The sequence below is a fragment of the Melioribacteraceae bacterium genome, from assembly GCA_030584085.1.
In the GTDB taxonomy this organism is placed as follows: domain Bacteria; phylum Bacteroidota; class Ignavibacteria; order Ignavibacteriales; family Melioribacteraceae; genus SURF-28.
On the sequence record CP129490.1, the window covers coordinates 2,853,827 to 2,870,095 of the forward strand.

At 33.8% G+C, this 16,269-nt stretch carries 19 protein-coding genes; 7 read left to right on the forward strand and 12 right to left on the reverse strand.

Going from position 1 to position 16,269, the window contains the following annotated elements:
• Positions 1 to 51: 51 nt before the first annotated feature.
• Positions 52 to 408 (reverse strand): ArsC/Spx/MgsR family protein, encoded by a 357-nt coding sequence (locus tag QY331_12985; protein WKZ68867.1) that lies wholly within the window; start codon positions 406 to 408, stop codon positions 52 to 54.
• A gap of 84 nt (positions 409 to 492) precedes the next feature.
• Here QY331_12985 and QY331_12990 point away from each other — a divergent pair, with 84 nt between their 5' ends.
• From QY331_12990 to QY331_13015, 6 genes are all read left to right on the forward strand, one after another.
• The gene (locus tag QY331_12990; protein ID WKZ68868.1) at positions 493 to 999 is read left to right on the forward strand and encodes a hypothetical protein; all 507 of its coding nucleotides are present in this window, start codon (positions 493 to 495) and stop codon (positions 997 to 999) included.
• 259 nt (positions 1,000 to 1,258) lie between these two features.
• Positions 1,259 to 2,017 carry a geranylgeranylglyceryl/heptaprenylglyceryl phosphate synthase gene (locus tag QY331_12995; protein ID WKZ68869.1) on the forward strand — a complete coding sequence of 253 codons (759 nt, stop codon included), beginning with the start codon at positions 1,259 to 1,261 and terminating at the stop codon, positions 2,015 to 2,017.
• A gap of 41 nt (positions 2,018 to 2,058) precedes the next feature.
• Positions 2,059 to 2,208, forward strand: a complete 150-nt coding sequence (locus tag QY331_13000; protein ID WKZ68870.1) for a hypothetical protein — start codon at positions 2,059 to 2,061, stop codon at positions 2,206 to 2,208.
• On the forward strand, positions 2,189 to 2,617 hold the full coding sequence (locus tag QY331_13005; protein WKZ68871.1) for a type II toxin-antitoxin system VapC family toxin: 429 nt from the start codon (positions 2,189 to 2,191) through the stop codon (positions 2,615 to 2,617). The genes QY331_13000 and QY331_13005 overlap by 20 nt, the downstream gene beginning before the upstream one ends.
• Positions 2,610 to 3,188, forward strand: a complete 579-nt coding sequence (locus QY331_13010; GenBank protein WKZ68872.1) for a D-sedoheptulose 7-phosphate isomerase — start codon at positions 2,610 to 2,612, stop codon at positions 3,186 to 3,188. Before QY331_13005 ends, QY331_13010 begins: the two co-directional genes overlap by 8 nt.
• 151 nt (positions 3,189 to 3,339) lie before the next feature.
• On the forward strand, positions 3,340 to 5,601 hold the full coding sequence (locus tag QY331_13015) for an aconitate hydratase (protein WKZ68873.1): 2,262 nt from the start codon (positions 3,340 to 3,342) through the stop codon (positions 5,599 to 5,601).
• 56 nt (positions 5,602 to 5,657) lie between these two features.
• Here QY331_13015 and QY331_13020 read toward each other — a convergent pair whose 3' ends face one another.
• The 3 genes from QY331_13020 to QY331_13030 form a co-directional block, all read right to left on the reverse strand.
• Positions 5,658 to 5,786, reverse strand: coding sequence for a hypothetical protein (locus tag QY331_13020; protein ID WKZ68874.1), 129 nt, complete (start codon positions 5,784 to 5,786; stop codon positions 5,658 to 5,660).
• A gap of 61 nt (positions 5,787 to 5,847) precedes the next feature.
• Positions 5,848 to 6,171 carry a hypothetical protein gene (locus QY331_13025; GenBank protein ID WKZ68875.1) on the reverse strand — a complete coding sequence of 108 codons (324 nt, stop codon included), beginning with the start codon at positions 6,169 to 6,171 and terminating at the stop codon, positions 5,848 to 5,850.
• A gap of 86 nt (positions 6,172 to 6,257) precedes the next feature.
• Positions 6,258 to 6,704, reverse strand: a complete 447-nt coding sequence (locus QY331_13030) for a DUF192 domain-containing protein (protein WKZ68876.1) — start codon at positions 6,702 to 6,704, stop codon at positions 6,258 to 6,260.
• 156 nt (positions 6,705 to 6,860) lie between these two features.
• On the opposite strand from QY331_13030, the gene QY331_13035 reads away from it, so the two are divergent.
• Entirely contained in the window at positions 6,861 to 7,709 is an 849-nt protein-coding gene (locus QY331_13035) for a prolyl oligopeptidase family serine peptidase (GenBank protein ID WKZ68877.1), read from the forward strand.
• 114 nt (positions 7,710 to 7,823) lie between these two features.
• Here the strand turns inward: QY331_13035 and QY331_13040 are convergent, their stop codons facing one another.
• The 8 genes from QY331_13040 to QY331_13075 form a co-directional block, all read right to left on the reverse strand.
• Positions 7,824 to 9,173 carry an AAA family ATPase gene (locus QY331_13040; protein ID WKZ68878.1) on the reverse strand — a complete coding sequence of 450 codons (1,350 nt, stop codon included), beginning with the start codon at positions 9,171 to 9,173 and terminating at the stop codon, positions 7,824 to 7,826.
• A gap of 370 nt (positions 9,174 to 9,543) precedes the next feature.
• The gene (locus QY331_13045; GenBank protein ID WKZ68879.1) at positions 9,544 to 10,362 is read right to left on the reverse strand and encodes a hypothetical protein; all 819 of its coding nucleotides are present in this window, start codon (positions 10,360 to 10,362) and stop codon (positions 9,544 to 9,546) included.
• Positions 10,363 to 10,474: 112 nt separating this feature from the next.
• Positions 10,475 to 11,020: a hypothetical protein gene (locus QY331_13050; GenBank protein WKZ68880.1), complete on the reverse strand. Its 546-nt coding sequence runs from the start codon at positions 11,018 to 11,020 to the stop codon at positions 10,475 to 10,477.
• Positions 11,021 to 11,108: 88 nt separating this feature from the next.
• Entirely contained in the window at positions 11,109 to 12,425 is a 1,317-nt protein-coding gene (locus QY331_13055) for a T9SS type A sorting domain-containing protein (GenBank protein WKZ68881.1), read from the reverse strand.
• A gap of 171 nt (positions 12,426 to 12,596) precedes the next feature.
• Entirely contained in the window at positions 12,597 to 13,085 is a 489-nt protein-coding gene (locus tag QY331_13060) for a hypothetical protein (protein WKZ68882.1), read from the reverse strand.
• A 5-nt stretch (positions 13,086 to 13,090) separates the two neighbouring features.
• The gene (locus QY331_13065; GenBank protein ID WKZ68883.1) at positions 13,091 to 13,609 is read right to left on the reverse strand and encodes a hypothetical protein; all 519 of its coding nucleotides are present in this window, start codon (positions 13,607 to 13,609) and stop codon (positions 13,091 to 13,093) included.
• A 99-nt stretch (positions 13,610 to 13,708) separates the two neighbouring features.
• Positions 13,709 to 14,200 (reverse strand): hypothetical protein, encoded by a 492-nt coding sequence (locus tag QY331_13070; protein ID WKZ68884.1) that lies wholly within the window; start codon positions 14,198 to 14,200, stop codon positions 13,709 to 13,711.
• A 383-nt stretch (positions 14,201 to 14,583) separates the two neighbouring features.
• Positions 14,584 to 16,269: a family 10 glycosylhydrolase gene (locus QY331_13075; protein ID WKZ68885.1), complete on the reverse strand. Its 1,686-nt coding sequence runs from the start codon at positions 16,267 to 16,269 to the stop codon at positions 14,584 to 14,586.

The following is a 16,269-nucleotide window of genomic DNA, read 5'->3' on the forward strand; positions in this document are numbered from 1 at the left end:
TTAGTCCTAAAAATAATCTTAATCGGACATCAATAGCAAATTAAAATGGCGTCAGAAAAGTTCGTCGATTTTATCAATTGGTCTGGCCAAAATTGCTTTATTGCCCTTCTCGACAATCGGTCTTTCGATTAAATCATGATCTGCAATCATGAAGTCCAAAATTTGTTCCTCTGTATAAGAATTGTTTTTAAAATCCAATTTCTTAAACGGGTCACCTTTCCTTCTCAAAAGCTCACTCGGTTTCAGATTCATTTTCTTTAAGAGTGCTTTCAATTTTATCTTTGAAAAAGGTTCGATGTAATAATTCACTTTTTCAAACTCAACTCCATATTCCGTTAACTTTTTGGCAAGCTTTCTGCACGTTGTGCATGTTGGTTTTTCATAAACAGTAAGTTGATATTTGGACATTATGTGATCTCCCTCTTAAGGTTTGGATAGTAAAAAAGAATAGAGTAATTTTTATCAATTAATAATTATCAATGACAAAAAAATATGAAAAATTTAGCTCTTACATTTATTCTGGCTTTCTTAGTTATTTCATGCGGTGGATTTGATGTTACTAAAAATGTTTCAGAAACAAATCCTGATATCATTACTTATAACACACCTAAACTGCAAGTCAAAAGTGAATATGAAGCTCAAACATTCTTTACTGAGATACAATTATTCTGTTACCGTGAAAAGGATAAAAAAACTTACAGCATCTCAAATTCGTACGTGACAACTCAATGGCCGTTTTTTGAAAAAATGATTTTCACAATTGACGGAGTTGAAAAAGAATATTTTCCAGATAGACCGCCGTTAAGAGATCTTTATAATCTCCAAGGACCAACCGAAACTATAACAGTGATTCTTCCGGAAGAAACAATTATCGATATTTTTGAATCAATGGACGCGAAAATGACAGTGAAAGGTGCTGAGATAAAATATACGATCTTATGGAAAGATGACATGAAAATGAAACTATACGAATTCTATAAAGCTACAATCGAAAATTAATTTACTGCAAAACATTTATTGTGTTTGTTGTTGTATCGTTTAAAATGTTTGCACCAGACAGCTAATTCTTTTCTGCAAGCTCCAATAGAATTCGGATCGGTGAAATCAGCGTGTTTACATGAAAAATCACAATGACTTGGGAAGTTAAAATTATCTTTTACATTTCTTTTTTTAGCCATATTATAAAATAATTTAATTATATGAGAATTTTGTTAATCTTTCTTATTTTTCAATTCAATTATAATAAAGAACAAAGCAATTGAAAACATATCAATATTTACAAGATACGATCGCAAAAAAAGGTGCGGCATTTTTAATCTTAATCGATCCGGATAAACTTTCAAAAGATAAAACTGCTGAGTTTGTAAAACATTGTGAAAGATCCGGAGTAGATGGATTTTTAATTGGCGGAAGTCTGCTCATCGATGGCAATATTTACGAAACGATTGAAATGATTAAATCAAATTGTTCGCTGCCGGTAATTACATTTCCCGGTGGTGTTGAACAAATAACAAATAATGCCGATGCACTATTATTTATTTCAGTTATAAGCGGCAGAAATGCCGATCAGTTAATTGGTAAACATGTTTTAGCCGCTCCTTATATAAAGAAAATCGGTGTTGAGACAATTTCAACAGGTTACATGTTGATTGAATCTGGTAAACTAACCGCGGCTCAATATATAAGTAATAGTTTTCCAATTCCGAGAAATAAACCGGAAATTGCCGCATCAACAGCTCTAGCCGCGGAATTTATGGGTATGAAATTAATTTATCTGGAAGCCGGTTCCGGAGCAGAAGATTCAGTTCCAAATGAAATGGTTAAATTGGTTTCAAAAACTTGTTCAATTCCTGTTATAGTCGGCGGCGGAATAAAAGACGCTCAAACAGCCGGTGAAAAAGTTCAAAACGGTGCAAGCATAATTGTTGCTGGTAATCATTTTGAAGATGAAAGTAATTGGAATAAAATAAAAGAGTTTGCGGATGCGGTGCATAAAAAAGTGCCGCATGAGATTTAACGAATTTTTTCATAAGTTCAATTCCAAAGGAATATTAAGTAATGGAAAAAGAGAAAAAACATAAAAAAAAGCCTGGTCCTGAAGTTCGAAAAACTATTCAAAGATGGGAAAAGTTACGAGAAGAGATTTCCAAGGCATGGGATAATAAACTCACTGCATTAGAGGAAATACGTGCTCAACGTAGTAAGTGAAAAAAAAATTTATACAGTAGATAGTTCTGTAATAATTTCCTATCTATTAAAGACTGAAGTTTACTCTGATCGAGCAAAAATATTATGGGGAAAAATATTAGAACATAAGATTCTCTGTTACCAACCTAGTATTACTTTACTTGAAATTTCCAGTGCAATTAAAAGACGTACTAATAATCACAAGTTAGTCAACAGCGTAATAAAAGAATTAAGCAGACTAACTCATTTCCAAAGTATTGAACTTAACGAAAAACGTTTAATGGATTCAATAGAATTAAGTTTACAATATGGATTAAAAAGTTTGGATTCAATTTACATTCAAGTCGCTAACGAATTCAAAACGGAATTTATTACATTCGATAAAGAAATTATTTCAAAACTAAGTCTAAATAATTATGCTGATGGATAAACAAAAATTCATACACGAATCACTCACGGAAAGTGCAGAAGTAAAACTGCAGATTGAGAAAGAATGTTCGACTGAAATCCTACACTCGGTTGATATTTTGATTGAGGCATTTAAGAACGGACATAAACTTTTACTCTGCGGAAACGGAGGAAGCGCAGCCGATAGTCAGCACATAGCTGCGGAATTTATGATAAGATTATCTCACGAAATTAATCGTCCGGCAATTCCCGCAATAGCCTTAACAACCGATACATCAAACCTGACAGCCGGCGGTAACGACATTGGATTTGAAAATGTGTTTGCGAGAAATGTTGAAGGTCTCGGTCAAACCGGTGATGTATTAATTGCAATTTCTACAAGCGGAAACTCAAAAAATATTTTACTTGCCATAGATAAAGCAAAAGAAAAAGGAATGAAGGTAATCGGTTTCCTCGGCGGAACCGGTGGAAAGTGTAAAGACAAAGTTGATATTCCAATTATTATCCCCTCCACAAATACTCAAAGAATTCAAGAAGGTCATATAACAGTGGCTCATATTATTTGTGAGCTGGTTGAAAAGGGTTTGTATTAAATTGTAAAGCGGCCATCGTTGGTCGCTTGCTTTGGGGTTACCAAATAAGTTAGGGTAAGCAACGAGGGATCGTCGCTTTACAAAATCCCACTGAGAAAAAGTCCCTCATTTTCACTATATTCGCACAAATTAAAATACAAAAGGTGATAAAATGACTGAAAATTTAGATATGATACAAAAAGTTTTCGAGGGTATGAGAGAAAAACAAGAATCTGCCCGCAAAGTACTTAACCGGCCAATGACTTATTCTGAAAAAATTCTTTATGCACATTTATGGGATTCACCTAAAAAAGAACTTGCAAAAGGAAAAGATTACGCCGACTTATCTCCCGATAGAGTTGCAATGCAGGATGCAACGGCTCAAATGGCTTTGTTGCAATTTATGCACTCAGGAAGAAAAACGGCTGCCGTTCCTTCAACAGTTCATTGCGATCACTTAATTCAAGCACAAGTTGGTGCAAAAGATGATCTACTTCGTTCTAAAGACGAGAACAAGGAAGTGTTTGATTTCTTAGAAAGTATTTCAAAAAAATTCGGTGTAGGATTTTGGAGACCGGGTGCCGGTATTATTCACCAAGTTGTCCTAGAAAATTATGCATTCCCCGGTGGAATGATGATCGGGACAGATTCACACACTCCGAATGCTGGTGGTCTCGGGATGATTGCAATCGGTGTGGGCGGTGCAGATGCAGTTGATGTTATGGCAGGAATGCCGTGGGAATTGAAATGGCCGAAACTTATCGGTGTTAAACTAACAGGTAAATTGAATGGTTGGACTTCGGCAAAAGATGTTATCTTAAAAGTTGCCGGAATTCTTACCGTTAAGGGTGGAACAGGCGCTATTGTTGAATATTTTGGTGAAGGCGCACAATCACTTTCGTGCACTGGTAAAGGAACAATCTGTAACATGGGAGCAGAGATTGGTGCGACGACTTCAATTTTTGAATTCGATAATAAAATGGTTGAGTATCTTAGAGCAACCGGCAGAAATGATGTTGCCGAATTAGCCGAGCAACATAAAGATTTACTTAAGTCCGATGATGAAGTTCACGCTAATCCGGAAAAATACTATGATCAAGTTATAGAAATAAATCTAAGTGAATTAGAACCACACTTAAACGGTCCGTTCACACCGGATTTGGCTTGGCCGATATCAAAAATTAAAGAAGCCGTTGAAAAAGAAGGTTACCCGGATAAAATTAGTGTAGCATTAATAGGAAGCTGTACAAACTCTAGTTATGAAGATATTGACCGCGCTGCAAGTATAGCAAAACAAGCGTTGGATAAAGGATTAAAAACAAAATCACAATTCACAATTACGCCAGGTTCAGAACAAGTCAGAGCTACAATAGAGAGAGACGGACAATTAAAAATTCTTACTGATGTAGGCGGTCTTGTGTTAGCAAATGCATGCGGACCTTGCATAGGTATGTGGAAACGAATGGATATAAAAAATGGTGAACGAAATACAATTGTTACTTCATTCAATAGAAACTTTGCAAAACGAAATGATGGAAATGCCGAAACTTTAGCTTTCGTTGCAAGTCCGGAATTAACAACAGTTCTTGCATTAGCCGGAAGATTATCTTTCAATCCTGAAACTGATGAATTAGAAAATGAAAAAGGTGAAAAAATAAAATTAGATCCGCCAAAAGGATTAGAACTTCCGACAAAAGGATTTGATAAAGGCGAAAGTGGCTATGTACCCGGAGGTGAAGGTCATCCGGAAACTGATGTTATTATTCAAGATGATAGTGAAAGACTTCAGTTCCTTGAAAAATTTGAACCCTGGAATGGTGAAGATTACAACGAACTTCCATTATTACTAAAAGCACAAGGTAAATGTACTACCGATCATATTTCGATGGCTGGTCCTTGGTTGAGATTCCGTGGACACTTAGATAACATTTCCAACAATATGTTCCTCGGTGCAATTAATGCTTATACAGGAAAAGCCGGTGAAACTAAAAATCTATTAACCGGCGAATACAAACAAGTTCAGCAAGTTGCTCGTGATTATAAAGCCGAAGGTTTGGGTTGGGTTGTTGTAGGTGATGAAAACTACGGCGAAGGTTCAAGTCGTGAACATGCCGCAATGGAACCTCGTTTCTTAAATGGCAAAGCAATTATTGTAAAAAGTTTTGCGAGAATTCACGAAACAAACCTGAAAAAACAAGGGATGCTTCCGCTTACTTTTGCAAATCCAAGTGATTATGATAAAATTCAAGAGGATGATAGACTAAGTATAATCGGCTTAAAAGAATTAGCTCCTGGTAAACAATTGACTCTTAAGATTCATCATAAGGACGGATCGGTTGAAGAAGTTAAATTGCATCATACTTATAATGAAAATCAAATAAAGTGGTTCCGAGCCGGAAGCGCGTTAAACCTAATTGCCGAACAGAATAAATAAGTAAATATCAAAAAACCCAACTTCTTAGAGAAGTTGGGTTTTTATTTCCTGTATAATTAAAATAAAGAAAAGATCACAAATCCTATCGAAACAAGAAATCCTATTCCTAAAGCACCAACCATGACATAAAAACTAAAATCGGTTGTTTTATCAGTATTCAGTTGATTCTTCTTTTGCGTACTCATTTTATTCTCCAAGTTTTAAATGAAATATTTTTTTTTACTACAGACGATATTTCAATAAAACTCAGATTGCCGATGAAAAGTACGAAGTACTGCAACTAGTATGAATTATTTGAAGTGATAACGATCGAGGTAAAAACTGATTGTGAATATAAAAAATCGATGCTCCTTTACTACAAGTAGCAGCTTGTTCAGAATCGCTGATTTTATATTCAATTGTTCGTTCGGAAATTCTTTTTGTTAAGCGAAAATTATTTGGAAGTAGTTCAGCAGATTCGTTTGCAAAAGTAATGATTGCTTCAGGAGATTTATCTTTTAATCCAAGTGAATGAAATGGTATAACTGTTGTAATTTGGAATACAAACAGTAATAAAAATATTCTATGCAAAAACGTACTTCTCAAGTTACAAATCCATTAAAAAAATCGGTTTCATATATAATTATAAGTAAATCAATTTCCTAAATAAATTATTGTTAATTCAATCTCCAGCTAATTTTATCACCTTCTTTAATTCCAAATTGTACGGTGTATCCGGCGTTGACTTCTACGACATAAATCGAAGGAGCAGTGGATGGATAAGATGTTTCGGCAAAAGGTGTTGTGTCTCTATGGATAGTGACAATTTCCATTTTTTTATTTACGAATAGTATGTCGAGCGGAAGTACAGTATTCTTCATCCAAAAGGATTGATATTCTTCGTTAGGAAAGATAAAAAGCATGCCTTGATCAGATTCTAATTTTTCGCGATACATTAAACCAACAGCGCGTTCCACTAAATCATCGGCGATTTCAACATCAATTTTAGAAATAAATTTTCCGTCAGAATTTTGAAAAGTGAGTTCACCGTCTTTTCTGAAATCAAACTGTTGATGACCGGAAAATTTATTTTCTGCGGATTCATCGTTTGAATTACCGAACATGAAATATCCCCCGATCAATAGCACTAAAAACAATGTAATATAATGCGGCATATAATTTTTTTTGATAACCTTTTTCTTTTTAGACATATTTTTATTGTATGAGTATCTTTGTTATTTAAGCACGAACAAATTTAACACATTTTACTAAGAGAAATCATGTCAAAAATTATTGATAGAAAAGTAATCGAACTATCCCCTATTCAAGAGAAGATGATACGAAGCGGTTGGGGAAATGAAACTATAGATAATACAACCGTGGAAAAGATCACTTATGAATCCGATAGTTTGAAAGTAAAAGGATATATCGCAAAGCCGAATGACGATTCAAAAAAATATCCATGTATAATTTGGTGTCGCGGCGGAATAGGTAATGCCGGTGCGATTGATTCTTTTAACGCACGAGGAATTTTCGGTCAGCTTGCAAGTTGGGGTTATGTTGTTCTTACATCCCAATATCGTGGTAATGATGGTGGTGAAGGAAAAGATGAATTCGGCGGAAGTGATGTAAATGATGTCATAAATTTAAAATCCGTCGCAGAAGAAATCGAATGTGCTGATACAAAGAATTGGGGAATTGAAGGATGGAGCCGCGGCGGTATGATGACTTATTTAACTTTAACAAAAGATCACGATTTTAAGTGTGCCGTTGTAACCGGAGGTATTGCTAATCTTCGTTGTAATTCCGATGAAAGTAAATTCATGAAAAAATTATATGAAGTTACAATGGGTAAGCACGGTACGGGGAGTTTCAATCAAAAATGTGAATCGAGATCAATTGTAAATTTTGCGAACAAGCTCTCGAAGAACACTCCCCTTTTATTAATACACGGAACTGCCGATAACAGAGTTTTACCTCATGATTCACTTGATCTTTCTTACAAACTTTTAGAGCACAACATTCCATTCGAATTAGTCATGCTGAAAGACGGAGATCATTTCTTGAAAGGACACAGAAAAGAAGTTGATAGAATGAGGAAGGAGTGGTTTGAGAAATATTTGAGATGAATTAAATTAGAAGATGCTGCTAGAAAATTTCGATCAAGCAATAGTGCTTGATATCTTTTTAATTTTCTTCTATTCTTAATTGATTATAAGCTGCTACTCTGTCCCAGCTCATAATCAATTACTTGTAATAAAATACTCTAGATAATCAAAAATTTTTGTCCCCAAATAATAAGGCATATTCATCAATAGAAATTCTTTTTTATTTGGCGATACTACTTTTTGAACTGAAAATTCACCACCGTAAATCCGCACAGCAAATTTATGATTTGTTCTTTCCATAAACTGATGTAGCGACCTTAGCTTACCGACACTTCCCGATTTAATTTCGACTGGAATTACTTTCCCTTGAAATGGAATTAATAAATCAACCTCCGCTGATGATTGAGTTTTTTCTCTCACCCAAAAATTTGGTTTAGTATTAGTTAAATTGTTTAGAGAAATAACTTCTTGTGTAACAATATGTGGAATTAAATATCCTTTGTAATATGTACTCAAGTCTTTAATCGCTAATAGTTCATTTTGAATCCCGTTTTTATAATTAATTAATCCGGTATCCAAAAACTGTAATCGCGGTGATTTTTTCATATCCGGTTTTATCGGAATTTGCACTTCTGTTGAAGGATATATTAAAAATAAAAATCTTGCACTTTCCAATGTTCTCATTGCTTCACCGACTTCACGCGATCTATAATTTGAGTTTCCGAAATTTTGAAATTTAACTCGTTCATCTAAGTTGAGATAAGCAGTATTTACTATGTGCCGTATTACATTCAACTCTGTCTTATTTGATGCATACTTTGTCATATCATCTTTGAAAGTTTCCCAAAGACTCTCATAAATCCTTTTTAAGTCTGCCAAACTTCTCTTTTCAACATAAGTTTTTATTATTTCCGGCATTCCACCAATTATTGCATAATTATTAAAAAGTTCCATCAAAACTGAATGAGCATTTTTTTCAACCGGAATCTTATTTAGCTGCATAAGAATATTACGGTTTCCTATAGCACTTAAGTATTCTAAAAAATTAATTGGATGCATATAGAGATACTCAACTCTACCTACCGGAAAATTTTCTATTTCTTTTAAGGAAAATTCCAAAAGTGACCCTGCGGCAATTACGTGAATCTTCGGGTACTCTTCATAAAAGTATCTCAATAATTTTATCGCTCTAGGAGATTCTTGTATTTCATCAATAAAAAGAAGTAACCCATCTATATTCTCGGTAGTTAAATTGTACTTTAAGAGAAGAACATCAATAATGTCTTTAACATTATTAAATTCTTCAAAAATTTGTTTATCAGATGATTTTTCAAGATTAAGTAGAATTTTATATTTATATCCTTCTGCAAATGACTTTATTAAAGTAGTTTTTCCAACTTGCCTTGCTCCGCGTATAATTAGCGGTTTCCGTGAGGGATTTTCTTTCCACTTCAGAAGATCTTCATATATGTTTCTTTTTATCAATTTTCACCTTTATGTAATATAACAAGGGTAAATTTAATAATTTTTTGCAGCATAACAAGGGTATTTTTGATTAATTTACGTAACATAGCAAGGGTTAATTTGAAGTGAGAGAAGAAAACAATTTGGGGTAGACTGGAAATATAAACTGAATACCGATTGATTATCTTTTAAATAATTTTGCCGGTTTTGAGATAGTTAATTTTTTAAAATAAACTTTTACCTATGTCGATGAATGAACTCGACAGCCGTGAAACTATCATTAATGAATCGCATTAAGAGAAAATAAACCTAGTGAAATCAATTGGACATTGTTTAGTGAAATAAAATGATACAGAACTGAGGAAGAAAATTAATACGAATTCTATTCTTTTCACTTATTCACCCCCTTAAATTCATTTTCCCTAAAAAAATATTCTTTCTCTAGTATTTTTTTAAAATCGATCCAAGATTTTTGATTATTTTCTGAGTACAAGAGAGGCATGGTCACATTCCCATTCTCAATTTTATAAAATGTATCCAGTCCGTTTAATTTCATCATTAGTTCATCATAATTAGCCATTGACGGTCTAAACCAGTGCTTTAATGGAAAGGCATAAATAGAATTTATTTCAAAATTTGGTTGCGGTGATTCTTTAAATGTATGAGGCAGGTAACTTACGGTTATAATATCCCCATTTGAGTAGGCGTGATTACCTTTAAGCACATCGATTACTTCAACCACAAGATTTATCTTGGGGACTTTTATTTCTCTTCCTGGTCTACTTACAACATACTCAGATCGTTGTATGTCTAATGCTCTTATTTTAAGGAAATATGGTGTTTCCAGGTATAATACATACTTTTTACCGTATCTAATAATGAGCTGATTTTTGAGTGAATCCAATAAAATGTTTGGTTTTATACTCTGTTTCTCTTGTGACTTTTCCCAACTTTCAATTCTTTCAAGTAATTCTCTTTCAAATTCCATCGGCCAAAAAGCATAACACTGGTATAGGTAATTTTCCAATTTTATTATAAATGTTGTATCAGATTGTAAATCTTTTATCATTTCGTAATCATTCTGCGTATTTAAACTTACTTTATCCATAAGAGCAAATAGACTATCAATACTTTTATTTGTTTGTTGAAATCCCAACAGACTTATACCGCTTAGCACTATTATCAAAAAAATTGTTTTTATTTTTTGCATTCTAGTCTCTTATAGTTTTAAAATTATTTTTACTTTTTTTGTAAATTAAAATACTACCCATATCGAGGAATGGTCCTCTCAGCCGAGAAAAGATTATCTATCTTTATTCAACCTAAAAATTAAAATTAACGCCTCCTTTCAGTGATGGACTTACAAGAATATGTGCTTCTTTAGCGGCACTTACACATATTCCAATAGACCAGAAAAAATTGAATCCGTTTTTCTTGATATTTTCTTTTCCGACATTAAATTCAAAATAATGTCCTTTTACGAATGGTTCATAACCAAGCTTCCAGGGCTGTTTCTTACTTTCCCAGTCTAAAGTACTATTAAAATAAACTAGATAATCGATTGAGGTTGTATTAAAAAATAGAAAAGGTTTGTGATACGATGCTTTAATCCCAAATCCACTAGCACTATTGGGAAGCCCCATTGCTGAGGAGCCGATCCAAGTTGCCGACCCTTTTAACGCAATCGAAAAATCATCATTCATCTGATAACCGATCCCGACTGAAATAAACTCCAAGATGCCAGTATTAAAAGTTACAAAGATGTTTCGTAATTCATTTTCATTAGCTGAATTGGTGGAATCGATTTCTTGAGGAAAGACATTATTGGTTACTATAAATAAAAAGAAAACCGAAATAAATTTTCTCACTCTAACCTCCAATTAGAATAACAAAATCCCACAAGCTTATAAATTGTGGGATTTTTCAAGTTCCATTCTTTGTATTGGGTACTTGGTACTACTTGACCAACAACATTTTTTTCGTGAAGTTAAAATTATCTGATGTCAGTTGGTAGAGATAAAATCCGCTCGATAGATTCCTTCCATCAAACTTAACTTCATGTCTGCCTGCTGATTTTGTCGTTTCTTCAAGAACTTCAACCAACCTTCCAAGTGAGTCGAATATTCTCAAACTTAAATGCATAGGTTCTTTTATCTCATATTTTATCACTGTTGTCGGGTTAAATGGATTTGGATAATTATCAAATAACTTGTTTTCTTTAGGTAGTTCTTCATCATCATTTGATATTCCATCATCATTACCTTTACTTGCAAGTAGTCCGCTATTTTCTTCTTTTTCATATCGGCCAACAATCTTTAAAACATGTTTTATCTTTTCCTTTTTATCAAAATTCTGTTGGGTATTATACTTAAACCGAATTTCCTCACCGGGGAATAATTCTGCATAGCTGCCGTCTTTTGTTAGTAAACTGTTACGTAAGTTTTCACTACCCTTTTGTGAGCTTATTAGCTCAAGTTTTTCTGCTTTTATTGTCTTTAAGTTTCCGGTTAAGACAAAATAATCAATTTCAGTTATGTTATTGAAGACTATTTCAACTGCATCATCGTCAGTTAAATCACCTATCTTCTTTGAGACTGTGCTAAGGTTATCCCGGAAGTAAAATCCGCCTAACCCATAATCTTCACCTGTTACATTTGGGAGTTTGTTCTTAGAATTTTTTACATAAATATTTCCTGCTACAACTTTCTCAACCGGAGGCGGTATTATTCCGATGGCTGTTGCATACATTGTCTCGGTTTCTTGAATCACTCCTTGTGTTTTACTTTTTTCTATCTCAATTCGTAAAAGATCACCGGGCATAAACGGATACATTTTACCATCTTCTGCTTCAAGATAATCAGTTATATCTGTTTCATTATTCAGTATAAACTTATAATTTCTTTTTGTCTCTTTAAAGTTAACAAATTCACCTTCGTCGGTTACAGCAATAAACTCCCCGTGATTTGCTTTTAATTCCCACAGTTCTATTTCATCAAACCAGCTATGTTCTTCTGTAGGTTCGTGGATTATGAATTCTATATTACCGTTATTGTATTTATCGGAAGTATTAATCAAGTAGTAATCGGTTACATCAACATCGGGGTTTGAGAGTGAATTGATTAATAATGTATTCTCATCCGCTTTCTCTGTGCCATTGTTAAATGCTAAAGTTGGGCAGCCCCCGCAATTTGTACTAAATGAAGGAGTCATTGATTTATTGTCTGATCCGGCTGAGTTTGATACTGTGCAATATATTTGTGCTATCGGCGCCATGATTTGATCTACACCCGCATCCTTTGCTGATAATGCAGTTGAATATGTTACTTTACATTTGTTCCCATCAGGAGTTATGTATGCTCCTGCGGGTAAATCTGTAGCTGACCAAGTATAAGTTAATGTTCCGTTCCCTTGCGATAAATTGCAGTATACATATCCGTATGAACTTTAACAGATTGGATCAGGAGTTTGGCTTAGTCCAGATATTATTGGTGGAATTGATAGTGGAGGTGGGATTAAATTGCATTCGTCTGCAATCCAGAGCAGCAACCCAGCAATTGCACGAATTCCGTAAACGAAAGCGTAATCTGAGGTCCCAGAAAGCCATTGAATTGTTTTATCTGGAGGACCATTAAATTCATTATTTAAATTTTGCAGCATTTCCGAAAGTCCCGGATAAAGCTGGAAGGAATCATTAATTCCATTTGTATCATTGCCATCCACATCATTACTGCTAAAAAAATTTGCAATTTGTGCAACTGGATAAAACAAAGACTTTAAGGGATTTGAACTGTTTGGGATTATTACACCTCCTTGATCTAAAGCATTTTGAAATGTCCATTGATAATAATTCCATGGTTTACTCATATAATTTTCGTAAAAATCTGGATTGGTAGGTGGATGTGGATCATTGTGAACATGGGCAGGTACAGACATATCACCTAATAGATGACAAACCCTGCCCAATATTTCCCAAAACACCTTTTTTCTGAATTCAAGAGAGGCAGTATCCATCGATTACGGGAAATAAACTGTCCTAAAGAGTTGTAATAGCCTCTATAGAATATTAGACCATCTTTATAGAATTGAAATATATTTGTTGGAGCCGTATAAGCTTCTATAATTTGATTTGCTGGATAAGGAACTCTTAATTCATATCCACCATATACATATTTTTTAGCCTTTTTATATGCATTAGAATATGAGTTTCCAGCATAATCAAACGTCGAATTATCACCTTGATCCGGATCCCAAAAATGAGTATTTGTAACAAACCAACCCAAAAAGCCATATCCTTCGTTCGTTGCATCTGTATGATCTTCTTGATACGCTCCAATTACTAATAGACCGCCAGGGTTAAACTGACCATTACCTTGCTCACTATAACCAACATGGTCTTTCATTTCCCATAATTCCTGACCAACATAGTTCTTAAGCAATTTATACGCTTCACGCACCATATATTGATGAACTTCCTCTTTATGAGCAAAAATTGTGTTAAGTGAAAGAAGACAAAATACCACTATACCAATAGACTTTCTCGTACCTCTCCATTAAAGTTAATTGATCTTAATTATTGTTTTGCTAGGATTAATTAATCCATAAATTACACCAGCAACAGCACCTGTTATTGCTGAATAAAGAATAAAATAAATATCTCCCTTAGGGGCACCTCCTAAGTTTATTAATTGACTAGACAAACCTACACCCCCTCCTATCATTGCCCCGTACAAAAAACCTTCAAAAGCTCCGCGAGACATTTCAGAAAAACTGATGGATGATATTTCTTGTGTATTCTTAACAATAAATTGATTAGTTCTATAGTCAATAAAACTGGTAGTATCTAAGGTAATACTCAATTCTCCCCCCTGATACTTAACCTTATCAACTGTTTCAACTGTAATATCATCCTTGCTCTCGCATATTTTCCCAATTCTATTATAAAACTCAAGTTCCTGTTCATTACTATATTTTGAAATAGTATGTGTACAACTGCTAACAAGCAGTGATATGAACAATATGAATAAAATGAATAAATATTTGTTCTTCACTTCAATTTCTCCTTAATAATTAATCGATCCTGAAAAAACCATATAAATTTTCTCACCAATACACCAATACTATGATTACGATGAATCAAAAATTTCCCCTCCCTATTTAAAATTACACTTTAATTAATTAAATGAACTAAAGACTTTATTCTCCCCTTATAACATGAATAATTTTATATTAAATGGCAATAAAAAAATTCTATTTTGAATTTTATCATGTTTAATAAACTATCAAAAATAATGGAGACGAATTTTTACCCTTTCGTGGATAATTAGTGCGATTTTAATTATAAGAAGGAATAATTAAAAACTATAAACTTAATTTCATGTTTTTCATTGTCTTTCAGGAGGGATGAACTACAACAAGTGTGGTCAAAAAATCACTAACGTGGCAACTTAACTTCTTTACCCGAACTAACGTACTGAATTATCAAACTTTCAGTATCAGATGTATTTAAAGAAATGATATTCTTCCCGGCAAAGACATTAGCTTCTTTTACAATTTTACCGCCGGAATCAAGAATTTTTATTTGATCTTCTTTATTTGAGTAAAGCAAAATTTTTGGTGTTTCATTTTTTTCTTTTACAAGAACCGGGCTCTCATAAATCTTATTCATATCGGCGACAACACTTAGTTCCCGGAATGTAACTTCAACCATATTTGATGTATTTATACTTTCATTCCAAAGTTTGTTAAGAGATTTTAGTGTGAAGTAATAGTTAATTCTTTTCGGTTTATCTATGGCAATTTTAATTGAATTTTTATCCGATGAAATAATTTCAAAAAGTGTATCACCGCTCGGCTTGGCATTTCTATCCGGTAAACTATAAAGAGCAAAATAACTTGTGCTGTCAAGTTGATTTGAATAAGTTGGTTTTTCCCATTCCAAAGTTACGATACTTGCATCGAACGAATCGTAGTTGAACATTAAGTTAGCCGGTTCAAGCGGGATAGAAGATTCAATCCATGGCATTTTTGCCGGAAGTGCGACATAATCATTTGTAAATGGAAAAACATCCTTAATATTGCCGTACCGGAAAAACGCAATTCCGTCGGCTTTTGTTGTGCGTGTAAAATCGATAATTCTTTTTAATTGTTTTTTAACTTCCGGTTTGTAAGGCGCAACACCGAGGACAACACTTCTTCCGAATGTGTCATTTGTCCAATCAAGAGCAAGTTTATCAAATCTGGGCGGACCTTCCAACGGCCAATAAATTTGCGGAACTAAATAATCAATCCATTTTTGTTTAAGCCATTCTCTTGAATCTTGATAAACTTCACCATAACCTTCAAATCCGCTGCCGCTTGAGCTGTTTTTATAAATCCCGATTGGTGCAGCTCCTATTTTTATAAGCGGTTTTACGGATTTAACTTTTTGCGATAGTTCTTTTACGAAAACATTTAAATTATCTCTACGCCAATCATCAAGTGAAAGTCCTTCACCGTAAAGATTAAATGAAAAGTCATCGTTAAAATCCTTGCCTGGATAACGCAAAAAATCCAGATGTAATCCGTCAACATCATAATTTTTTACAAGCTCATCAAAAATTGCTATGAGATAAGTTCTAACTTCGGGCAAGCCCATATCAAGCCAATATGATTTTCCGTCACGATTGTTTTCAATTACCCACTGAGGTTTTCTCTGCGCGATGTGATACGGATGCTCAAAAATAAATTTTTCATTTCCGGTAAAACACCTTACAACATTTACCCAAGCGTGAATTTCAATTCCCCTTTCGTGAGCTAATTCAATAGCATATTTAAGTGGATCGTATGATGATTTTCCGTCAACTTCACCGCTTATATAAGGTGATAATGGTTCAAACGATGAACGAAACATCACGGTTCCATTGCTTCTTACTTGGAAGTAAACAGTGTTGAGACGTTTACTTTTAATATCGTCAAAGATTTTTTTTAATTCACTTTTTTGAATTTTAGGATCGGTTGAAGTTGGAGGCCAATCAAGACGAAAGTTTGTAGTGAGCCAAACAGCACGAGTTTCTCTATTAACTTGAGCTGTTAAGGAAATTGAAATGATTATTAGAATAAATATGAATGCTTTTTTCAT